Here is a 20864-nt window from a genome sequence, read left to right on the forward strand (position 1 = left end):
TATTTATGAATAAAATCTATCGGTTCGCCAATTTAATGGATTATATTTAATATAATCACTAATTTTATGGTAGCTTTCTTCCGTCCGAATAATATGTTCATAATAATTTCGTTGCCATAATGTATGAATTTGAGTATGTTGCCTTACCCATTTTGTTACACCCACTTTAAATCCTCGAACAATAGAACCAATTGTTTGAGAGGTTCCTTTCGGGCGATTAACCATAAATTCATTTGGGTCATTGGGCGAAAAATATTTCGCCCCTACAATTTCAATGATGAAATGAATGTGGTTGGGCATAATGACAAATTCATGTAACTCAACATTTTCAAAATGATTGGGGATGTCATACCAACATTTCTGGGCAATTTCCCCAATGTCATTTAATTGCATATGATCGTCAATAATTTCACCAAAAAAATGCGCATTATCTTTACAACAAAGCGTAATAAAATAAAAACCATCTTGACGATAATCGAAATGTTTTAATCTTATCGAACGCCGATGATGTATATTCGGATCATATTTCATTTATTACTCCATCATCTTCTCAATCGGTAGCACTAAAATCGAGCTTGCACCGATTTCTTTCAGTTTTTCCATCGTTTCCCAGAACAAGTTCTCTTGGCTAACCACGTGCATTGCGACTTTTGAGTTGTCGTGAGCGAGCGGTAAAATCGTTGGATTTTCTACGCCGGGTAAAAGAGCGGTGATTTCTGCGAGTTTTTCTTTTGGTGCGTGGAGCATAATGTATTTGCTTTCTGTGGCTTGTTGTACGCCTTGAATGCGAGTGAGCAATTTGTCCACTAAAGCTTGTTTATCCGCCGAAAGCGGTTCTTGGCGTTGGATTAAGCAGGCTTTGGATTTGTAGATCACTTCCACTTCTTTTAAGCCGTTTGCCTCAAGGGTTGCGCCTGATGAAACTAAGTCGCAGATAGCATCGGCAAGCCCTGCTGAAGGTGCCACTTCTACGGAGCCGTTTAATAAGGTGCTTTTAAATGAAACGCCTTGTTCTGCCATATAGCGTTTGAGTAAATTCGGGTAAGAGGTGGCTATGCGAGCATTGTTGAAATCTTGCACGCCGTTGTACGTGCGGTCGCGATCAATAGCAAGAGATAAGCGGCAACCACCGAAATCAAGGGTGCGGAGTTTTTTGTATTCCACGTTTTCGCCTGTGGCTAAACGCCCGAGTTCTTCTTCCTCCAACACGTTTTCACCGATGATACCGAGATCGACCACACCATCGAAGATTAAGCCTGGAATATCGTCATCACGCACACGCAAAATTTCAATGGGTAGATTTTCAGAATAGGCGATTAAACGTTGTTCATTCCAATTGATTTTTACCCCACATTGTTTAAGTAGCTCGGCGCAATCTTTGCTTAGACGACCTTTTTTTTGTAATGCAATGCGTAAACGATTTGTGTCTGTCATAATGTTTTCCTTCTCATTTTTGAATTCTAAATATAAAAAAATCTCTCGAAAGTGGTATTCCGAGAGATTAATGTTTGATTACCTGCACTTTCTCGGAAGCTATCTTCCGAACAGCACCATGCGCCCGAAAGATTATTCAGGGAAATGATGGCGGTGATGGTTAAAAGTGCGGTTAAAATTCATTGTATTTCCTTAATGTCATTTATTTGTATAAACGATTGCGTGCTTTTAAAATACGGAAATTTCTTCTCTCTTGCAAGTAGTTTTTTAGGTATTTTTAAAATTATTTTGGAAATAGCCTTGCGCGGAGAAACAATAACACAGGGCGATGCTGCAAATCTTTAAATTCAGCATGCCATTCGGGTTGTTCCGCCAACATGGGCTCTGCCATTTTTTCAATCTTAAAACCGGCTTCAATAAGCTGATTGATTATCGTGGCGGTGGTACGGTGATAGGTTTTGAACGGTTGCTTAAACCAAGTTCTATCACGCTCTCCTTCGTCACGATAAAAATTCAAACGATAGGCAATTTGTTCCTTTTGCGCATTTTTTTCCCAACGTTCGCCACCTTGATAAGCTGTCACAATCGGATGTTCTTGCGAAAAAACTAAGGTGCCATTGGGTTTTAATTTCGCTTTAATATCTGCTAATAATTTAGGGAAATCTTGCACATAATGAAAAGCAAATGAACTTGTGATGATATCAAAATCATTTTCGGGCAACTCACTTAACTGTTCCATTGATGACTGATACAGCGAAAAGTGCGGTCGTTTTGTGGAAAGATTGATATCCGCTTGCTTTAACATGGATTCAGACAAATCCACGCCCACCACAAAATCAGCCCCTTGTTCAAGATACAACGCTAAATGTTCGCCTGTTCCGCAACCTAAATCCAATAGCCTTTTTCCTTGCAAATCAGGCAATAAGGATAACATTGTGGGCTTTTCCACAATGTTATTTAGGCTAATTGGATTGGCGCGTAACTTTTGATAAAGCGCAAAAAAGTTTTCTGTATCGTAAACGGATTTTTTCATCTTAACCTTTAAATTCAGGCAACCAACCGAATTGTGCGGCTAATTGAGCAAGGATATTTAACAAACCAAATAAAATCACAAAATACACCATGCCATTGCCCCCGAAAGCGGTATATTGGCGTTCTGGGAATTTTTGACGGCAGGCTTTGGCAAGCAAGGCCGGCACAATTGCCGCCCAAATGGTTGCCGCAAGTCCGGCATAGCCAATGGCGAGCACAAAGCCATAAGGATATTCTAGGCTTAAAATGAGCGGTGGCAAAAAGACCACAAGCGCCGTTTTGGTGCGTCCTAATTTGCTGTCATCAAAGTTAAATAAATCTGCGATGTAATCAAATAACCCCAGCGTTACGCCTAAAAATGAGCTAGCGATGGCCATATAAGCGAAGAATTTTAGGGCGACAGCGATATAATCCGTTTCTAGCGTAGCACTTAAGGTATTAAGTAATGCTGCAATATCGCCCCCTTTTTCAATCACAGGGCCGAATGCCGCACGCGGTAAATTTCCTTGAATCGCCAATTGCCACAACATATAGATACCAAGGGCAATGGCTGTACCAATAAAGACCGATTTCACTACTTTGGACGCATCACGATGGTAATATTTTACCAAGCTCGGTACGTTTTGATGAAAGCCAAAGGAAACCAAGCAAACGGGTAAGGCGGCTAAAGCATAAGGTAAATATTTGGTATTTTCTTGCGCTAGGGTATCAAACAAAATCTCCGATTTAACGGATGAAACCAGCCCGCTAATGGATAATACGAAAGAAATCACCATTCCAGCGATTAATACAGTACTAAAACGATCCACGGCTTTGGTGGAAAACCAAACAAAGGCGGCTAAAAGAATGGCGAAGATCAAGGAACCTGAAGTACGCCCGATTTCTACCGCACTTTCAGGGGAACTCAGTAATTGATTGATAAAACCTTCCGTAATTCCGCCACCTGACGTAATGTAGGCATAGGTTAAGATGTAAAGCACAAATGCCAAAGACAAACCATTTAAAGCGTTCCAACCTTTACCTAATAAATCTTTTACGATGGTGTCAAAACTCGCACCTGTCGGATAATGCAAATTGGCTTCCAATAGCATTAGCCCTGAAGACATCATACAAAACCAAGTATAGATTAGGATAAGAATAGAGCCAATAAACCAAACGCCTGAGGTTGAAATCGGGTTAGCCAGCATCCCGGCACCAATGGTACCGCCTGCGATAATCATAATACCGCCCAATAAAGATGGATGTTTTTTGTTCATAGAGAAATCCTTACTTAAAGTTTTGTACTATTATAGTAGTACAACAAGCAAAATATCAAGTGAAAGTGCGGATAAAAATTAAAGTAAGTTGAACAACCCAGCCAATAGAAAGGGCAAAAACCAGCGTTCCTATACCAAAAGTACCACCAAGCAAGAAACCGAGTAAGCAAACCAACACTTCAATGCTGGTACGTACAATACCGATTTTCCAATGAAATCGTTGGCAAAGCCCCACCATTAAACCGTCACGCGGCCCTGCGCCTTGATGACAAGTAAGATAAAACGCGGTTCCGATACCCAAAAAAAGAATACCTGCTAAGGCATATAACCAACGCGTAAGAAGTGCGGTGGGGGTGGGAATAATCTTGACGGTAAGTCCAAGAAAAAAGGCAATAACCGCAACATTGAGAAGGGTGCCAATACCAGGGCGTAAACGCAAAGGAAACCAAAATAACATCACAACAAGACTAATGACAAAAGAAGTCCAGCCTACACTTACCTCTAATTGTAATGCCAAGCCCTGAGACAAAATCGTCCAAGGCGCAGAACCTAAATGAGATAAAAGAAGCAATCCTTCCCCTAACCCCACGCCTATAAAGGTCAAAATAAGCACCAGCAATGAACGTGGTTCAAGGGACCACAGTGATGTGGCAGTCCAAGGGGTTTTAGGTAAAACGGCATATTTTGACATAGCTATCCTTTCATATTAATTCACAGTAATGATATCCAAATATTTTTCAAAACAAAACTATCGTCTTGCTATAACTTATAGCCAAATCAGCTAAAAAAAGGTAGAATTCGCGCCGTCAAAAACCTAGAGGACATCTTATGGAAACATTAATCAGCATTTTGGGGATTGTGGTTTTATTAGCAATCGCCTTTTTATTATCCACTAACCGCAAAGCCATTAATTACCGTACGGTAATCGGTGCATTTGCTATCCAACTTATTTTTGGTGCACTCATTTTATATGTGCCGATTGGACGCGATGCGTTGAAATGGCTCGCTGAAGGTGTTCAAAACATCTTAAATTATGGTGCAGAAGGGACAAAATTTGTGTTTGGTGGCTTAGCCAGTAACAAAATTTTTGAAGTCATGGGGGGCGATGGTTTTATTTTCGCTGTTCGTGTTTTACCTGCAATCGTATTCTTCTCTGCATTAATTTCTCTTCTTTATTACATCGGCGTGATGCAATGGGTAATTCGCATTATTGGTGGTGGCTTACAAAAATTACTTGGTACATCAAAAGCGGAATCGATGTCTGCTGCAGCCAATATTTTCGTAGGACAAACCGAAGCGCCACTTGTGGTGAAACCGTACATTAGCAAAATGACAGAATCTGAATTATTCGCTGTTATGGCCGGCGGATTAGCCTCAATTGCCGGTTCTGTTCTAGCCGGTTATGCAGGAATGGGTGTGCCGTTAACCTATTTAATCGCCGCTTCATTTATGGCGGCTCCAGCAGGTTTGCTTTTCGCCAAAATCCTTGTTCCACAAACAGAACAATTTAATGATGATTTTACTAAAGTAGAATTTGAACAACCCTCTAATATGCTTGATGCGGCAGCAGCCGGTGCGTCATCAGGTTTGCAACTTGCCTTAAATGTTGGCGCAATGATGATTGCTTTTGTGGCATTAATTGCCTTATTAAACGGCATTTTAGGCGGTATCGGTGGTTGGTTTGATATGCCGGAATTATCTCTGGGCATGATCTTCGGTTGGATTTTCAAACCACTGGCTTGGGTAATTGGTGTACCTTGGGAAGAAGCCCATATTGCCGGTCAAATGATTGGGACAAAACTGGCTATTAATGAATTCGTAGGCTACTTTGAATTCTCAAAATATTTAAGCCCTGAAAGTGCGGTGCAATTAACAGACAAAACCAAAGCCATTATTACTTTTGCGTTATGTGGTTTTGCAAACTTTAGCTCTATCGCTGTACTTATCGGTGGCTTAGGCGGCATGGCACCAAACCGCCGCGGTGATATTGCTCGCTTAGGCATTAAGGCGGTCATTGCAGGTTCGTTGGCTAACCTAATGAGTGCGACCATCGCAGGCTTATTTATTGGACTAAGCGGTATCGCTCTAGCCTAATTTTATGCTATACTCATCCCATTCAAAACCACGGTTCATCCGTGGTTTTGTCGTATTTAAACATGTTAAACGTTTGCGTATGGCAACGTAAGGAATAAAGATGAAACGTGTATTTATTATGATGTTGGATTCTTTTGGCATTGGTGGTGCAAAAGATGCAGCAAAATTTGGTGATGAAGGCGCCAATACCCTTGGACATATTGCAGAACATCAAGCCCCACTCAAGCTTCCTCATCTTGAAAGCCTTGGCCTAGGATTAGCGGCACAGCAATCCTGTGGCGAATTACCAAAATCTTTCCAAAATCAACCGCACTTAATCGGTGGCTATGCCTATGCTAAAGAAATTTCTTCAGGCAAAGACACCACCTCAGGACATTGGGAAATTGCTGGCGTTCCTGTTTTATTTGACTGGGGATTATTTCCTGAAAAACAAAATAGCTTTCCACAAGCTCTGTTAGATCGTATCGTTGCCAAATCAGGAATTAAAGGCTATTTGGGCAACTGTCATTCATCAGGCACCGTTATTTTAGACGAATTGGGCGAAGAACATATGAAAACCGGTTTGCCGATTTTCTATACGTCCGCCGACTCCGTATTCCAAATTGCAGCTCACGAAGAAACCTTTGGCCTGGATAAGCTCTATGCTCTTTGCGAGCTGGTTCGAGCTGAACTTGACGAGTACAACATTGGTCGTGTTATCGCGCGCCCTTTCGTAGGAACAAAAGCAGGCGAATTTAAGCGTACCGGCAATCGCCGAGATTATTCTGTTGAACCACCTGCTCAAACCGTCCTACAAAAACTGATTGAAGAAAAAAATGGCACGGTGATTTCAGTGGGGAAAATTGCAGATATTTACGCCCACACCGGCATTAGCAAAAAAGTTAAAGCTACCGGCATTGAGGAACTTTTTGATAAAACCCTCGAAGAAATCAAAAGTGCGGCGGAAAATAGTATCGTTTTCACTAACTTTGTAAATTTTGATGCCGATTTTGGTCATCGCCGTGATGTCGAGGGTTATGCAAAAGCCTTAGAATATTTCGATAGCCGATTACCTGAATTATTTGCATTAATGCAAGAAGGGGATTTGCTGTTCTTTACTGCTGACCACGGTTGTGATCCAACTTGGGCTGGCTCAGATCATACACGTGAAAATATTCCTGTTTTAATGTATGGTAAAGACGTGCCAACGCAATTCTTAGGCGAACGTGACACCTTTGCGGATATTGGCCAAACTATCGCAAAACATTTTGAGCTTTCACCTATGCCATATGGGAAATCAATTATTTAACAACAACCTAAAGCGGTTTATTCGCTGCTTTCTACGATAAAAGGAACATATTATGACTCCACATATTAACGCACCGGCAGGTGCATTTGCCGATGTTGTTTTAATGCCGGGCGATCCGCTTCGTGCAAAATATATCGCAGAAACCTTTTTAGATAATGCGGAACAAGTGACCAACGTCCGCAATATGTTTGGTTATACCGGCACATACAAAGGCCGTCGAATTTCTGTCATGGGTCACGGAATGGGTATTCCCTCTTGCTCAATCTATGCCAAAGAATTAATTACCGAATATGGCGTAAAAAAAATTATTCGTGTAGGTTCTTGCGGTGCCGTGCGTTCAGATGTTCATGTCCGCGATGTCATTATTGGTTTAGGGGCTTGTACCGATAGCAAAGTAAACCGCACACGTTTTAAAGACAATGATTTTGCTGCTATCGCTGATTTTGAATTAACCCAAGCTGCCGTTCAAGCGGCTAAAAATAAAGGCGTTGCTGTTCGTGTAGGTAACTTATTCTCTGCCGATTTATTTTATACCCCAGATGTAGAAATGTTTGATGTCATGGAAAAATACGGCATTCTTGGCGTAGAAATGGAAGCCGCCGGCATTTACGGTGTTGCTGCTGAATTTGGTGCTCAAGCCTTAACGATCTGCACAGTTTCAGATCATATTCGCACGGGCGAGCAAACCACGGCAGAAGAACGTCAATTAACATTCAATGACATGATCGAAATTGCGTTGGAAAGTGTATTGATCGGAGATAATGCATAATTTAGTCCTTTTTTCAGGCATGGGGCAATGGTATTTGCCCCAATTTTATTTTAGGGCAACAATATAATTTAATTTTCTTAGATTTTTCACCGCACTTTTCTTGAACTTCCCTTTTTCATCCCAATCTAATGCGCTAAACTATCGTTATTTTTTAGACTTTTAGTTGAGGGCCAGCATGAATTTTATTGGTAAACTTTTCGGCTTTTTTCTTGGTTTCCGCTGGGGCGGTTTATTTGGCGCGATTATCGGTGTCATTGCCGGACATTGGGTTGATAAAAAACTCTATGAGTTAGGCAGTGTTAACTCGTCATTTTTCCACAGAAAACTCACGCGCCAATCGCTCTTTATGCAAACAACCTTTGCCGTACTGGGTCATTTAAGTAAAGCCAAAGGGCGTATTACCGAAGACGATATTGCGCTTGCCAACAACCTCATGGAACAACTTCATCTTGATAGCGCCAACCGCAAATTAGCGCAAGAAGCTTTTACACGGGGTAAAGAAGCAGATTTCCCTATTCGCCAAGTTATTCGCGAATTTCGTTTAGGCTGTGGGCAACGTGCAGATTTATTACGTATGTTCCTCAGCGTACAATTCCAAGCAGCATTTTCAGATGATCACTTACATAATGCAGAACTCGAAATCTTACGTGTTGTCGCGGAAGAGTTAGGTATTTCAACATTCCAATTTGAACAAATGATCGCCATGGAAGTGGCTCGCCGTCAATTTTCAAGCGGTAATTTCTACCAACAGGCTTATCAACATTATCAGCAATATCAACAAGGTGCTTACCAACAACAAGATTATCAACAAAATAGCTATGGCGGTTATCGTCAGGCTTCCGGCCCAACGGTGGAAGATGCTTATAAAGTTTTGGGTGTTTCCGCTAGTGACGATAAACAAACTGTCAAACGCGCTTATCGTCGTTTGATGAATGAAAATCACCCTGATAAATTGGTTTCAAAAGGCTTACCACCTGAAATGATGGAAATGGCAAAAGAGAAAGCACAACAAATTCAAGCTGCTTACGATTTAATTTGTAAGGCGAAAGGTTGGTAATGCGCGTTATTCTCGCCCCAATGCAAGGCGTATTAGATCCCCTAGTGCGCCAGCTTCTTACCGAAATCAATCACTACGATCTCTGTATTTCCGAATTTGTTCGTGTGGTCGATCAATTACTACCCAGCAAAATCTTTTATCGTTTAGCCCCTGAATTACAACAAGGGGGCTTGACCGCATCAGGTACGCCGGTACGTGTTCAGTTACTTGGGCAATTTCCCCAATGGCTCGCAGAAAATGCTGTTCGAGCCATTGAATTAGGCTCTCATGGCATTGATCTAAATTGCGGCTGCCCATCCAAAACGGTGAATGGCAGTAATGGGGGAGCAAGCCTATTAAAAGATCCCGAATTAATTTACCAAGCGACCCTGGCTTTACGTCAAGCCGTTCCTAAAGAACAACCTGTTAGTGTGAAAGTGCGGTTAGGTTGGGATGATATTTCTCAAGCCTTTGAAATTGCCGATGCAGTACAACAAGGTGGTGCAACTGAAATCACCATTCATGGACGTACCAAAATGGACGGCTATCGCGCGGATCGCATAAATTGGTCACAAATCGGCAAAGTTCGTTCAACCTTACGTATTCCGGTGATTGCTAATGGCGAAATTTGGCGTTGGGAAGATGGGCAAAAATGCCGTGAAATAACAGGTTGTGAGGATTTAATGATGGGACGCGGCGCGTTAAACATCCCCAATTTAAGCCATGTTATTAAAGAAAACGCGGACAAAATGCCTTGGGAAGAAGTCATGATTATGTTGAGAAAATATGCTCAAATGGAAAATATCCACGATAGCGGCTTCTATCACGTGGCACGTATCAAACAATGGCTACATTACCTCAAAAAAGAATACGAAAATGCCACCGCACTTTTTGCTCACATTAAGGCATGTCATGATGCCCATGACTTACGTGAAAAGCTGTTATCCTTCCCATAAAAGAAAAAATCCCGAAACAAGTTGCTTCGGGATTTTCTGCATTTAGTCAAAATACCATTAACGCGCGCGGAATACGATACGACCTTTGCTTAAATCATAAGGCGTCATTTCTACCGTTACTTTATCGCCGGTTAAAATACGAATATAGTTTTTACGCATTTTACCTGAAATATGTGCGGTTAATACGTGCCCATTTTCCAACTCAACGCGGAACATGGTATTTGGCAAGGTTTCCAAAATTGTGCCTTGCATTTCAATGCAATCTTCTTTAGCCATTCGCTATAAATCCTTTGTAATTAAAATAAGTTCAAAAAAACGTGCTGATTATACTCTGTTAACAAGGTTCCGCAAAGTAATTTGAATAAAACAAACACAATTTTTGAGTAAAAGACATAAAATCCGCTTACTCGGACAAATAACGTCAATCCATTTTAGGTAACCAACACAGACTACATAAAACCTTTCAATTTTTAACCGCACTTTTGTAAAAGTGCGGTTATTTATTTTGTATTTTTACCGTAGCCACTCAAAAAATCGCTGTTATGTAAGTCTATTTTTTGATACATTATGCAAGATTTTTTGCATGCCTAAATTTAGGCGAAATTAAGAACGGAACACTTATGTTATTTAAAAAAATTCGTGGATTATTTTCTAACGATCTTTCAATTGACTTGGGGACAGCAAATACCCTGATTTATGTGAAAGGTCAAGGTATTGTACTGGATGAACCTTCTGTAGTGGCTATTCGTCAAGGTCGTAATGGCAATAAAAGTATCGCTGCTGTAGGGAAAGATGCGAAGTTAATGCTTGGTCGTACATCCAATAACATTACAGCAATTCGCCCAATGAAAGACGGTGTGATTGCAGATTTCTCTGTCACTGAAAAAATGTTGCAACATTTTATTAAACAAGTACACAGTGGTAACTTCCTACGTCCAAGCCCTCGTGTTGTAATTTGTGTGCCTGCCGGGGCTACACAAGTTGAACGCCGTGCCATTAAAGAATCGGCATTTGGTGCAGGTGCACGTGAAGTACATTTAATTGTAGAACCCATGGCTGCTGCAATTGGGGCAAAATTACCTGTTTCCACACCAACAGGTTCTATGGTTATTGATATCGGTGGTGGTACCACAGAAATCGCGGTCATTGCTTTAAATGGTGTTGCCTACTCTTCATCAGTACGTATCGGTGGCGACAAATTTGATGAAGCAATTATCGCTTATGTTCGCCGTACATTTGGTTCATTAATTGGTGAAGCCACTGCGGAACATATTAAACAAGAGATTGGTACCGCTTATATCCAAGATGAAGATGAAGTGCGTGAAATGGAAGTTTATGGTTCTAATTTAGCAGAAGGTGTGCCACGTGCATTCAAATTAACCTCGCGCGATATTTTAGAAGCGATTCAACAACCGTTAGAAGGCATTATTACTGCAATGCGTACTGCCTTGGAAGAATGTAAACCGGAGCATGCCGCAGATATCTACGAGCACGGTATGGTATTAACAGGTGGTGGTGCATTATTACGTAACATTGATATTTTGTTAGCAAAAGAATCTGGCGTACCTGTTGTCATTGCTGAAGATCCATTAACCTGTGTTGCACGTGGTGGTGGTGAAACCTTAGAAATGATTGATAAATACGGTTCAGATATTTTTAGTGACGACTAACTTGAAGAAAACACAATCAAAGTGCGGTAAAATCTGACCGCACTTTTCGTTTATTTATTTCGATATTTTTCACTCAATGAAACCAATTTTTAGTAAAGTTCCGCCGTTAGGTTTACGGCTTTTCCTTGCGGTCATCGCCTCTATTGCGTTGATACTCTCTGATGGGCAAACCAATGCCATGATTCGCATGCGTAGCCTTATGGAAACCGCGATGGGAAGTCTCTATTATTTGGCAAATTCACCACGTTCAGTGTTAGATAATGTCTCTGAAAACCTTGTAGATACCAATAAATTACAGATTGAAAATAAAGTCCTCAAAGATCAATTACGTGAAAAAAACGCGGATCTCTTGTTACTTGACCAATTAAAAGTAGAAAATCAGCGTTTACGTTTATTGCTCAATTCACCACTACGTACCGATGAATATAAAAAAATTGCTGAAATTTTAACATCGGAAACAGATCGTTATCGCCAACAAGTTGTGATCAACCAAGGGGCAAATGATGGCGCTTATGTCGGTCAACCTGTCATTGATGAAAAAGGGGTGATTGGGCAGATTATTTCAGTCGGTGAACAAAATAGCCGCGTGCTGTTGCTTACAGATGTCACTCATGCCATTCCAGTCCAAGTTTTACGTAATGATGTGCGAATGATTGCAAGTGGCACGGGTCGCCCGGATGAACTCACCTTAGACAATGTACCGCGTTCGGTGGATATTGAAAAAGGTGATTTACTGGTCACTTCAGGGTTAGGGGGTCGTTTTCCTGAAGGCTATCCTGTTGCTGTCGTTGAAAATGTCTCTCGAGATGGCGCAAATTATTTTGCCACCATCACGGCAAAACCATTGGCATCCTTGGAACGTTTACGTTATGTACTCTTAATTTGGGCAAACGAGGATATGCACCGCGCCAAAGCCAGTTCCCCTGAAGAAGTACGGTCAACTGTACAACAACGGCTAGCTAATCAGGAAAAAGGGGTTGATACCAAAAAAGCATTGATCGTTAATGAAGAAAATCAAACTCCACCAACTGTGGATGAGATACCATCGCCTGATAATTTGCCTGAAATGAACAACCATGATAATCAGGTTGATCCTGAATTAAAAGAACACAGAGAAGAAGACTAATGAATGGACGATTCTTTATCCAATTTTTGGGACTATGTACGACATTTATTATTACCCTCGTACTGGAAATTGCACCTTGGCCGGCAGGGCTACAAGCCTTAAAACCGGCTTGGCTCCCTTTGGTATTGGCCACCTGGATTCTAGCTTTACCCACCAAAATTAATGTAGGAACCGCATTTATATTGGGGATGTTATGGGATGTGGCCATTGGCTCGATTCTTGGTGTACATGCTTTAGTGTTATCACTATTCGCTTACACGCTCGCACGCTACAACCAGATTTTTGCCAATCTGTCTCTATGGACGCAAAGTCTATTGATGATTCTCATGGTATTTATGTTACGTATTGTTATTTTTATCGTAGAACTTTGTATTCATACGGCGACTTTCAACGGACAAGAAATTTTTGGCGCGATTATTAGTGGGGCATTATGGCCTTGGCTATTCTTATTACTTCGCCGTATCCAGCGTCAATTAGGGGTAAATATTTAGAGTCTGTTTATTGAAAGATAAACAGCCCCCAATTATCAAAAACAAAAGCGCGGTCAAAACTCAGTGAATTTTGACCGCGCTTTTTTCATTAAACTAACGAATCACAAAACTAATAGGAACACTCAAAGAATCGCTCATGCCTGCAGGTCTCGCGCCCACTGACTGCGCTGAATTCACTGCATTGAGTGCGGAATTATCCAACTCTTCTTTACCCGAAGATTTTGCCACTCGCGCATTTCTTAAGGAACCGTCTGAAGTAAGATTAAAGGCAATGGTAACAACCCCTTGCAATCTCATCATTCTTGCTCGTTGAGAATATTTTTTATGTCGTTCAATCTCACGGTGCAATTTGGCTTTATAGGCTGCAATTTCCGAATCATTCGTACCATGTCCCACCATATTGGTATTGGTATTCGCAGATTTTGACATCGCCGTTGCTTGTGAATTCACACTTGCATTTCCGGCTTGCACTTTTGTGGCAACCACCGCATTCGGATTAGGTTCGGATTTTGCCATCATCCTATGTTCACGTTCTCGGTGTTTAAAGCGATGTTTTTCACGATGGTGCTCTTTCCGCTTTTCTTTATATTCTTCTTTCGGTTTGACAAATTGCTTGGTTGGATCGGCAACGATTTCTTTTGGCTCCGGCTCAATGGCTTTCACGGCTTCCGCTGGAGGTTCAGATTCTACGCGCGTTGCCATTAACATTTCCATGGAAATATTCGTGGAAATTTCATCAGCAGTAATACCATTAGCGGGTTTATCTTCTTTAAACGAGAACCATAATAAAGCAATTAAACCCACATGAAAAAACAAAGAACCTAAGAAACCAAGACGCAAATGACTTTTCATGTTATTTGCCTTTTTCTTTCATTGCGACAATGGCAACGTTTTTGATGTGATTTTTTGCCATCAGATCTGTGATGGACACAAAATCCTGAAAGGAGGCTTCAGCATCCACTTTTAAAGTCACTTTTTGATCTTTATTCCAACTAGCAATTTCTTGTTCTAAGTCTGTTTTATCGATAGGCTTGTCGTTAAAAAACAATTTGCCATCATGAGTGACCGTTAACAATTTTGCTAAATCATCAGATTTAAAAGCGACAGTTTGAGAAGCTTTGGGAACATTAACTTGAATTTTGCCTTGTGAAATAAAGGAGGCCGTAATCAACACAATCGCTAACAAAACGAGCATAATGTCGATAAAAGGAATGATGTTAATTTCATCAAACTTTTTCATAGCCTACCTCTATGCGCCAATATTTTTGCTGCTATTTAAGGCTTTCCATTTTAAGCGTTGCACTTCAACTTTTCGCCCTAGCGCGCTGTAAAACACCATAGATGGAATTGCCACTAAAATCCCCACCGCAGTGGCTTTTAACGCAAGGGATAAATGCAACATAATTGCCGCAGCGTCAATATCACCCGCGGAATTGCCTAAATCGAAGAAGGTTAATAAAATCCCAACGACCGTGCCTAATAAGCCGACATAAGGTGCATTGGCACCAATGGTTGAAATAATAGTGAGATGGCGATTGAGATCGATGTCTAATTCGTGAATATTGCTATAGGTTTGCACTTTAATACGGCTGAGAAAAATGAAACGTTCAATCACAAAACACACCATAATAAAGCTCATAATGCCTAATAAGCCGATGATAATGTAATCGCTATAGTCTTTGAGAAATTGAAATAATGCTGGCATAGGACACCTTTTATATAAGTAAAAATTGCTTCCGAATATAATTGAGAATTACTTTCAATTAGGTTTTGAATTGTATCAAACTCAAGAAATGAGGTAAATAAACAAAATAAGGGTTTTACGATATAGATCAAAAGTGCGGTGGAAAATAATGAAAAAGTGGGTAATAGGTCAACAAACTCCCCCATTGCCCACTCTCATTAAACTAGAATTTATAAGCAACGCTTAATTTGTAGTTACGACCTGGATCTAAATCAACAGAACCATAATATTGCGTACTGTGATCCATATAAGCTTTGTTGAAAATGTTATCCACACCGGCAGTTAACTCTAAGCCTTTGATTTGTTTAGGTGACCAAGATACATAAACATCACTAACTGCATAACTTTCACGAATAGTTTGTTCTACCGCAGGCAAGTTAACTTCTCGTACATACATGGTTTTCCAGCCTAAATCCAATTGGGCATCAGGAATGTAGTAGTTTAAGGCGAAAGTATAACGATCGCCTGTATCAGGGAAGGCATAATAACCTGTGGCTTTTTGTTCACTACGTGCGCGAGCATAAGTTACTGAAGCGGCAAAATTGTCATAACGGTATTTAGCCGAGGCTTCAACCCCTTTTAACACCACTTCACCAATATTTTGGTAAACACTACCACGACCACGACCTGCACTTACCGAGCGACTGATGTTGTCATAATTGGTGTGGAAATATTTAGCCGTGAGCGATAACCCATCGACATCCGCAAATACGCCGTCTTGTGCATAGCTAAATCCGATTTCTTTATTATCGCCACGCGTTGCGTCTAAGTTAGCAGAATAAGCTCGCGTGCCACGTAAATAAATTTCGCCTGCATCAGGGCCTTTGAATAATTCAGTGTAGTTGGCAAAGAGCATTAAATTATCCGTCACTGAATATTTTAACCCTAAGGCTTTAGAAACGCGGCGATAGGTTTTATCAAAGTTAGCGGCTAAATCTGCATTGTAATGATCATAGCGAAGCCCGGGTATAATCATTAAATTACCAAGGGCAATTCGATCTTCCAAATAAACAGAAGTACTGGTTAAATTCGCCACATAAGCATTTGCCGGCGCATTAAGCGCTTGTGATTTGGTATTGTAATATTCACCACCGAATAAAATTTCGTGGTTTGTTTTGCCTAATTCAAAGCGTGATGTATTGGATAAAGTTCCGCCCACAGTGCGCACTTTGGTTTGTTCAGAATTCATCGATTCTGAAACAGTTTCTGTATTGTACACATTAGCTTTGATATCAACCCATTGATTTTCTTCAGGATTATAACCATAGCTTAAGGTATAAGTTTTACGGGTCAACCCTGCATAGGCTTTGCCGTGGCTGGCTTGATTGTAACCGCGCTCCCCTGGTGCCGGCACATCGCCTAAACACATTGCCATATTAGCGCGGAAACAGTTATAAGCAATATTGCGATAACGTTCCGCGGAAGCTTTAACCCAATGATCTTTGCCGATATTGTATTTGGCTTTGAAAAGATAATTTTGCAGATGACCTTTGTTTTCATTTTCTAAGCCATTGCCATCTTTGCCATTTTCCTGATGACGATAGTTGAAATAACCTAATAATTCTAAATCATTGGCACGCCCATATAACATCCCCATTCCTTGGTTTGAGTCGCCATTTGAGCCATAAGCATATTTGACTTTACCGCCAAAATTTTGTCCTTCTTCTAGCATATCCGAAGCATCGACCGTTTCAAATTTGATAGAACCACCCAATGAACCAGCACCGGCCACCACCGAGTTTGAACCAACGTCAATATCAACACGTTTAAGAATTTCAGGATCGATCCCATAGTTGCCGTTATGATGGAAGGCATAACCATTTTGACGCGCACCATCAACAGTAACAGTCAAATATTCTTCACTCACACCACGAATGTTATAACGTTCCACATTTGAACGTGCGCCATTCACGTTTACCCCTGGAATACCGCGAATAACATCAGACATTTTGGTGGCTTGACGAACTTTGGTTACCCCTTTGGCATCAATATTTGCCGCTTGTGGTGCAATATTGTCACTAACCACATCAATGGTATCCAATTGTTCCGCCGCCTGTGTATTGAGTGCCACAAAAACACTCAATGGTAACAATGCCAGTGGCATTTTCTTGATTTTTTTCATCATTAGGTTCCTTCTTTTTGAATTTAGTGCAATTGAGAATCGTTATTATTTGTAAAAATAAATTTCTGTCAACCGTTTTCTAAAAAAATTTTTCTGAAAAAAAATCCCATCAATTTTTATTTGTTTCAATAAAATTTCTGTGTTAGTCTGAATATAAGAATTATTCTCAAAATCATTTACAAGGTTTTTAATGCTATTTCAACGCTGTTATTTGCTTCTTTTATTGCTGTTGCTTTCCCTGATTTCCTTATTTATCGGGGTAAGTGCGGTCAATATTCAGGGACTTTTGGCGTTAGACAGTCAACAATGGGAAATGCTGACCATAAGTCGCTTACCGCGGTTAATCAGCATTTTAATTGCAGGATCGGCGTTAAGCATTTGCGGGTTGGTGATGCAACAATTAAGCCGTAATCGATTTGTTTCGCCAACGACCGCAGGCACAATGGACAGCGCAAAATTGGGGATTTTAATCGCGATTTTACTCTTCCCTTCCGCCAATATGCTGTTAAAAACCGGCATCGCCATTGTTGTTTCTTTCATTGGCACGCTGATCTTTATGACAATTTTGGGAAAACTCAAGGTGAAAGACAGTATTTTCGTCCCCTTGGTTGGCATTATGTTCGGCAATATCATCAGCTCAATTACCGCCTTTATTGCTTACAAAGAAGATCTGTTGCAAAACCTTTCAGGTTGGTTACAAGGGGATTTTTCGCTCATTATGGCAGGACGTTATGAATTGCTCTATGTGAGTTTGCCGATGTTAGTCATTGCCTATTTATTTGCCCAACGTTTTTCCATTGTGGGAATGGGGCAAGATTTTGCGACCAATTTAGGATTAAATTATAAGCAGGTACTTTATTTAGGCTTAGTGATTGTGTCCGTAGTCTCTAGTATTATCATTATTTCCGTGGGCGTCATTCCCTTTTTAGGGCTGATTATCCCTAATTTAGTGACGCTTTATTTAGGCGATAACTTAAAAAAAGTCTTATCGCACACCGCACTTTTAGGTGCAATATTTGTATTATGTTGTGATATTTTAGGGCGTTTGGTGATTTATCCTTACGAAATCGCCATTAATGTTGTTGTTGGCGTTTTTGGTAGCGCAATCTTCTTAGGGTTGTTATTGAGAAGATATCGTTATGCGTAAAACATCCTTTAACCACAAGCAAAAATTAGCTCTGTTAGTGATCATTAGTCTTATCGCTATGGCATTTTATCTCGCTTATAATTTGCCTAATCGCTGGCAATACGCCTTACATCATCGCGCCTTAAGTTTAACTGCGATGATGGTAACAGGTTCAGCCATTGCACTTGCCACAATGATTTTCCAAACCATCGCTAACAATCGAATTTTAACGCCAAGCATTTTAGGCTTAGATAGCCTGTATCTGTTCATTCAAATCATCATCCTGTTTCTCTTTGGATCAACGACGCTCAATTCCATTGATCCCGTTGTCATGTTCTTTGGCAGTACAGGCGTGATGGTATTATTTGCCCTGGGTTTGTATCAAGTGATGTTTAAACAAGAGCAACAAAATCTCTTTTTCTTGCTTTTAGTGGGCATTGTGTTTGGCACCTTGTTCCAAAGCCTGACAACCTTTATGGAAGTGCTAATCGATCCCAACGAATTCCAAATTGCGCAAGACATTGGATTTGCCAGCTTTAACCGAATGAATTTAGGGATTTTATGGTTCGCCTTGGGGATTTTATTGCTGACGATTATTCTCAGTGTACGCTATTGGCGATACTTTGATGTTCTCGCGTTAGGGCGTGAACAGGCGATTAATTTGGGCGTGGATTATGCCAAAGTCACTAAACATTTATTAATTATTGTGGCAATTTTGATGTCCGTTTCCACCGCTCTTGTGGGCCCCATGACGTTCTTAGGCTTGCTGATTATGAATTTAACCTTTGAATTTATGCCAACCTATAAACACAAATGGCTCATTCCTGCGGCAATGTGTTTATCGATAATCACTCTGATTATCGGGCAAACCCTTGTCACCCAAGTTTTTGCTTTTAATACCACATTAAGCATTATTATCAATTTTGTGGGTGGCGTATATTTTATTTTCCTGCTGTTAAAAACGAGTAAAAAATGGCAATAGAACTAAAACAACTGAGTAAACATTATGGCGATAAAGTCGTTGTAGATCAGATTTCTCTTTGTATTGAACAAGGCAAAATTACCGCATTTATTGGCCCGAATGGGGCGGGTAAAAGTACATTATTAGGCATGATGAGCCGCTTATTACCAAGCTCAAGCGGCGAAGTTTGGCTGGATGGCGAATTGCTTAATCAGAAAAAGAATGCAGACATTGCCAAACAATTAGCTATTTTAAAACAATCCAATCACATTAACTTGCGCTTAACCGTGGAAGAATTAGTAGCATTTGGACGTTTCCCTTACAGCAAAGGAAACTTAACCCAAACCGACCGCACTTTTATCGACAATGCGATAGATTACATGGATTTAGGCGAGTTTAGACATCGCTACATCGACCAATTAAGCGGTGGGCAACGCCAACGTGCCTATATTGCAATGACCTTAGCACAGGATACGGATTACATTTTGTTAGACGAACCCTTGAATAATTTGGATATGAAACATTCGGTACAAATTATGCAAGTGTTGCGTAAACTAGTGGATGAACTAGGAAAAACGGTAATTATCGTGATTCACGATATTAACTTTGCTTCTTGTTATGCAGATCAAATTCTCGCCATGAAAAAAGGGAAACTAGCGGCATTTGGGAAAACTGCTGATATTATGCAACGTGAAGTATTGGAACAAATTTATGATATGACAATCCCTATTTATGATATTGATGATTGTCGTATCGCAACCTATTTTCGAACTCATAACAACCACTCACTAAAGGAAACTTTATGAAAAAACAGACAAAATTCACCGCACTTTGTGCAGCATTAAGCACCGCTTTCTTGGCATTTTCCGTACAAGCTAAAGATGTTACGGTTGATACTTTTACAGGACAACAAACCATTCCACACAATCCGCAACGCGTTGTGGTGTTGGAATTTGCCTTACTTGATGATCTTCGAGAATTAGGGCTAAAAGATCGTGTAGTAGGCAGTGTAAAAGGGAAAATCCCGAGCTACTTAAGTGAATTTGCTGATGATAAATACGCCAATATGGGGACAATGCCTGAACCTAATTTTGAGAAAATTAATGAAGTTGCCCCTGATTTAATTATTGCATCAGGGCGTATGCAAAAAAACATTGATCGCTTAAAAGAAATTGCCCCTGTGCTGTACCTCGAAAATGACTACAACGACTATTATGGTCGTCTAAAAAAGAATATTTTTGCTTTGGCAAAAGTGTTTGATAAAGAAGCGGTAGCGGAAGAAAAACTCGCAAGTTTAGATAAACAAATTTCTTCGCTGGCACAATTAACAAAAGGAAAAACCGCGTTAGTGACCATTGTTAACGAAAGCCGAATTAGTGCCTTTGGCGATCAATCACGTTATGCGATGGTTTACAAAAACTTTGGTTTCTCACCAATTGACAATAACTTAACGGCAAGCACCCATGGCAATAGTGTTAGTTTTGAATATATTGCAGAAAAAAATCCTGATTATCTGTTAGTGGTTGACCGTACTGCTGCTGTTACAGACAAAGTCAATAATGCTCAAATGGTGTTAGACAATGCGATTGTAAATAAAACTAAAGCCGCGCAACAGCATCATATTATTTATCTTAATGCGCAAAATTGGTATTTAGCCTTTGGCGGCTTGAAATCTACCGAGATTATGGTTGATGAAGTGAGTTCCGTGATGAAAGCAAAACCGTAAGCGTACAAAAACGAAATAAAGAAAACCGCACTT

At 40.4% G+C, this 20864-nt stretch carries 22 protein-coding genes and 1 other annotated feature; of the genes, 12 read left to right on the forward strand and 10 right to left on the reverse strand.

What is annotated here, in order from left to right; all coding sequences use genetic code 11:
* Positions 1-3: 3 nt before the first annotated feature.
* The 5 genes from Q0O89_RS01965 to Q0O89_RS01985 all read right to left on the reverse strand — a co-directional run bounded on the left by Q0O89_RS01965 (position 4) and on the right by Q0O89_RS01985 (position 4413).
* Positions 4-531 (reverse strand): transposase, encoded by a 528-nt coding sequence (locus tag Q0O89_RS01965; protein WP_293730107.1) that lies wholly within the window; start codon positions 529-531, stop codon positions 4-6.
* Between the two features lie 3 nt (positions 532-534).
* Positions 535-1434 carry an ATP phosphoribosyltransferase gene (hisG, locus tag Q0O89_RS01970; RefSeq protein WP_293730108.1) on the reverse strand — a complete coding sequence of 300 codons (900 nt, stop codon included), beginning with the start codon at positions 1432-1434 and terminating at the stop codon, positions 535-537.
* Positions 1435-1467: 33 nt separating this feature from the next.
* Positions 1468-1591: a sequence feature (His leader region), on the reverse strand.
* A gap of 126 nt (positions 1592-1717) precedes the next feature.
* On the reverse strand, positions 1718-2467 hold the full coding sequence (locus Q0O89_RS01975) for a class I SAM-dependent methyltransferase (RefSeq protein WP_293730109.1): 750 nt from the start codon (positions 2465-2467) through the stop codon (positions 1718-1720).
* Between the two features lies 1 nt (position 2468).
* A complete protein-coding gene (locus Q0O89_RS01980; RefSeq protein WP_293730110.1) occupies positions 2469-3722 on the reverse strand; it encodes an aromatic amino acid transporter in 1254 nt (417 codons plus the stop codon).
* Positions 3723-3777: 55 nt separating this feature from the next.
* The gene (locus Q0O89_RS01985) at positions 3778-4413 is read right to left on the reverse strand and encodes a YitT family protein (protein WP_293730111.1); all 636 of its coding nucleotides are present in this window, start codon (positions 4411-4413) and stop codon (positions 3778-3780) included.
* 137 nt (positions 4414-4550) lie between these two features.
* Between Q0O89_RS01985 and Q0O89_RS01990 the strand changes: the two genes are divergently transcribed.
* The 5 genes from Q0O89_RS01990 (at position 4551) to dusC (ending at position 9865) form a co-directional block, all read left to right on the forward strand.
* Positions 4551-5816, forward strand: a complete 1266-nt coding sequence (locus Q0O89_RS01990) for a NupC/NupG family nucleoside CNT transporter (protein WP_293730112.1) — start codon at positions 4551-4553, stop codon at positions 5814-5816.
* Between the two features lie 100 nt (positions 5817-5916).
* Positions 5917-7104 carry a phosphopentomutase gene (locus Q0O89_RS01995; RefSeq protein ID WP_293730113.1) on the forward strand — a complete coding sequence of 396 codons (1188 nt, stop codon included), beginning with the start codon at positions 5917-5919 and terminating at the stop codon, positions 7102-7104.
* 52 nt (positions 7105-7156) lie between these two features.
* Positions 7157-7873, forward strand: a complete 717-nt coding sequence (gene deoD / locus Q0O89_RS02000; protein ID WP_293730114.1) for a purine-nucleoside phosphorylase — start codon at positions 7157-7159, stop codon at positions 7871-7873.
* A gap of 175 nt (positions 7874-8048) precedes the next feature.
* A complete protein-coding gene (djlA, locus tag Q0O89_RS02005) occupies positions 8049-8930 on the forward strand; it encodes a co-chaperone DjlA (RefSeq protein ID WP_293730115.1) in 882 nt (293 codons plus the stop codon).
* Positions 8930-9865 carry a tRNA dihydrouridine(16) synthase DusC gene (dusC, locus tag Q0O89_RS02010; protein WP_293730116.1) on the forward strand — a complete coding sequence of 312 codons (936 nt, stop codon included), beginning with the start codon at positions 8930-8932 and terminating at the stop codon, positions 9863-9865. The genes djlA and dusC overlap by 1 nt, the downstream gene beginning before the upstream one ends.
* Before the next feature lie 57 nt (positions 9866-9922).
* On the opposite strand, the gene infA is transcribed toward dusC, so the two are convergent.
* Complete coding sequence (gene infA, locus Q0O89_RS02015) at positions 9923-10141, reverse strand: translation initiation factor IF-1 (protein WP_135709164.1); 219 nt, start codon at positions 10139-10141, stop codon at positions 9923-9925.
* A gap of 344 nt (positions 10142-10485) precedes the next feature.
* On the opposite strand from infA, the gene Q0O89_RS02020 reads away from it, so the two are divergent.
* The 3 genes from Q0O89_RS02020 to mreD all read left to right on the forward strand — a co-directional run bounded on the left by Q0O89_RS02020 (position 10486) and on the right by mreD (position 13152).
* Complete coding sequence (locus tag Q0O89_RS02020; RefSeq protein ID WP_273316825.1) at positions 10486-11535, forward strand: rod shape-determining protein; 1050 nt, start codon at positions 10486-10488, stop codon at positions 11533-11535.
* 76 nt (positions 11536-11611) lie between these two features.
* Positions 11612-12661, forward strand: coding sequence for a rod shape-determining protein MreC (gene mreC, locus Q0O89_RS02025; RefSeq protein WP_293730117.1), 1050 nt, complete (start codon positions 11612-11614; stop codon positions 12659-12661).
* Complete coding sequence (gene mreD, locus Q0O89_RS02030; RefSeq protein ID WP_293730118.1) at positions 12661-13152, forward strand: rod shape-determining protein MreD; 492 nt, start codon at positions 12661-12663, stop codon at positions 13150-13152. Before mreC ends, mreD begins: the two co-directional genes overlap by 1 nt.
* A gap of 93 nt (positions 13153-13245) precedes the next feature.
* Here mreD and Q0O89_RS02035 read toward each other — a convergent pair whose 3' ends face one another.
* From Q0O89_RS02035 to Q0O89_RS02050, 4 genes are all read right to left on the reverse strand, one after another.
* Positions 13246-14004 carry an energy transducer TonB gene (locus Q0O89_RS02035; protein WP_293730119.1) on the reverse strand — a complete coding sequence of 253 codons (759 nt, stop codon included), beginning with the start codon at positions 14002-14004 and terminating at the stop codon, positions 13246-13248.
* A gap of 1 nt (position 14005) precedes the next feature.
* Entirely contained in the window at positions 14006-14392 is a 387-nt protein-coding gene (gene exbD / locus Q0O89_RS02040; protein ID WP_293730120.1) for a TonB system transport protein ExbD, read from the reverse strand.
* 9 nt (positions 14393-14401) lie between these two features.
* Positions 14402-14857, reverse strand: a complete 456-nt coding sequence (gene exbB / locus Q0O89_RS02045; protein WP_135709156.1) for a TonB-system energizer ExbB — start codon at positions 14855-14857, stop codon at positions 14402-14404.
* Positions 14858-15059: 202 nt separating this feature from the next.
* On the reverse strand, positions 15060-17021 hold the full coding sequence (locus Q0O89_RS02050; RefSeq protein WP_293730121.1) for a TonB-dependent receptor: 1962 nt from the start codon (positions 17019-17021) through the stop codon (positions 15060-15062).
* 187 nt (positions 17022-17208) lie between these two features.
* Here Q0O89_RS02050 and Q0O89_RS02055 point away from each other — a divergent pair, with 187 nt between their 5' ends.
* Genes Q0O89_RS02055 through Q0O89_RS02070 form a run of 4 tightly spaced genes read left to right on the forward strand, consistent with a single transcriptional unit; the run spans position 17209 to position 20831 of the window.
* Positions 17209-18165, forward strand: a complete 957-nt coding sequence (locus tag Q0O89_RS02055) for an iron chelate uptake ABC transporter family permease subunit (RefSeq protein WP_293730122.1) — start codon at positions 17209-17211, stop codon at positions 18163-18165.
* Positions 18158-19126, forward strand: coding sequence for an iron chelate uptake ABC transporter family permease subunit (locus tag Q0O89_RS02060; RefSeq protein WP_293730123.1), 969 nt, complete (start codon positions 18158-18160; stop codon positions 19124-19126). The genes Q0O89_RS02055 and Q0O89_RS02060 overlap by 8 nt, the downstream gene beginning before the upstream one ends.
* Positions 19117-19911 (forward strand): ATP-binding cassette domain-containing protein, encoded by a 795-nt coding sequence (locus Q0O89_RS02065; protein WP_293730124.1) that lies wholly within the window; start codon positions 19117-19119, stop codon positions 19909-19911. The genes Q0O89_RS02060 and Q0O89_RS02065 overlap by 10 nt, the downstream gene beginning before the upstream one ends.
* On the forward strand, positions 19908-20831 hold the full coding sequence (locus tag Q0O89_RS02070; RefSeq protein WP_293730125.1) for an ABC transporter substrate-binding protein: 924 nt from the start codon (positions 19908-19910) through the stop codon (positions 20829-20831). Before Q0O89_RS02065 ends, Q0O89_RS02070 begins: the two co-directional genes overlap by 4 nt.
* Positions 20832-20864: the final 33 nt, after the last annotated feature.

This window comes from uncultured Actinobacillus sp., from assembly GCF_945915845.1.
Classification (GTDB): Bacteria; Pseudomonadota; Gammaproteobacteria; order Enterobacterales; family Pasteurellaceae; genus Exercitatus.

What these genes read in the sequence shown, in the direction of transcription:
- Q0O89_RS01965 (WP_293730107.1), bottom strand. Translation starts at nt 531, where the DNA reads ATGAAATATGATCCGAATATACATCATCGGCGTTCGATAAGATTAAAA.
- hisG (WP_293730108.1), bottom strand. Translation starts at nt 1,434, where the DNA reads ATGACAGACACAAATCGTTTACGCATTGCATTACAAAAAAAAGGTCGT.
- Q0O89_RS01975 (WP_293730109.1), bottom strand. Translation starts at nt 2,467, where the DNA reads ATGAAAAAATCCGTTTACGATACAGAAAACTTTTTTGCGCTTTATCAA.
- Q0O89_RS01980 (WP_293730110.1), bottom strand. Translation starts at nt 3,722, where the DNA reads ATGAACAAAAAACATCCATCTTTATTGGGCGGTATTATGATTATCGCA.
- Q0O89_RS01985 (WP_293730111.1), bottom strand. Translation starts at nt 4,413, where the DNA reads ATGTCAAAATATGCCGTTTTACCTAAAACCCCTTGGACTGCCACATCA.
- Q0O89_RS01990 (WP_293730112.1), top strand. Translation starts at nt 4,551, where the DNA reads ATGGAAACATTAATCAGCATTTTGGGGATTGTGGTTTTATTAGCAATC.
- Q0O89_RS01995 (WP_293730113.1), top strand. Translation starts at nt 5,917, where the DNA reads ATGAAACGTGTATTTATTATGATGTTGGATTCTTTTGGCATTGGTGGT.
- deoD (WP_293730114.1), top strand. Translation starts at nt 7,157, where the DNA reads ATGACTCCACATATTAACGCACCGGCAGGTGCATTTGCCGATGTTGTT.
- djlA (WP_293730115.1), top strand. Translation starts at nt 8,049, where the DNA reads ATGAATTTTATTGGTAAACTTTTCGGCTTTTTTCTTGGTTTCCGCTGG.
- dusC (WP_293730116.1), top strand. Translation starts at nt 8,930, where the DNA reads ATGCGCGTTATTCTCGCCCCAATGCAAGGCGTATTAGATCCCCTAGTG.
- infA (WP_135709164.1), bottom strand. Translation starts at nt 10,141, where the DNA reads ATGGCTAAAGAAGATTGCATTGAAATGCAAGGCACAATTTTGGAAACC.
- Q0O89_RS02020 (WP_273316825.1), top strand. Translation starts at nt 10,486, where the DNA reads ATGTTATTTAAAAAAATTCGTGGATTATTTTCTAACGATCTTTCAATT.
- mreC (WP_293730117.1), top strand. Translation starts at nt 11,612, where the DNA reads ATGAAACCAATTTTTAGTAAAGTTCCGCCGTTAGGTTTACGGCTTTTC.
- mreD (WP_293730118.1), top strand. Translation starts at nt 12,661, where the DNA reads ATGAATGGACGATTCTTTATCCAATTTTTGGGACTATGTACGACATTT.
- Q0O89_RS02035 (WP_293730119.1), bottom strand. Translation starts at nt 14,004, where the DNA reads ATGAAAAGTCATTTGCGTCTTGGTTTCTTAGGTTCTTTGTTTTTTCAT.
- exbD (WP_293730120.1), bottom strand. Translation starts at nt 14,392, where the DNA reads ATGAAAAAGTTTGATGAAATTAACATCATTCCTTTTATCGACATTATG.
- exbB (WP_135709156.1), bottom strand. Translation starts at nt 14,857, where the DNA reads ATGCCAGCATTATTTCAATTTCTCAAAGACTATAGCGATTACATTATC.
- Q0O89_RS02050 (WP_293730121.1), bottom strand. Translation starts at nt 17,021, where the DNA reads ATGATGAAAAAAATCAAGAAAATGCCACTGGCATTGTTACCATTGAGT.
- Q0O89_RS02055 (WP_293730122.1), top strand. Translation starts at nt 17,209, where the DNA reads ATGCTATTTCAACGCTGTTATTTGCTTCTTTTATTGCTGTTGCTTTCC.
- Q0O89_RS02060 (WP_293730123.1), top strand. Translation starts at nt 18,158, where the DNA reads ATGCGTAAAACATCCTTTAACCACAAGCAAAAATTAGCTCTGTTAGTG.
- Q0O89_RS02065 (WP_293730124.1), top strand. Translation starts at nt 19,117, where the DNA reads ATGGCAATAGAACTAAAACAACTGAGTAAACATTATGGCGATAAAGTC.
- Q0O89_RS02070 (WP_293730125.1), top strand. Translation starts at nt 19,908, where the DNA reads ATGAAAAAACAGACAAAATTCACCGCACTTTGTGCAGCATTAAGCACC.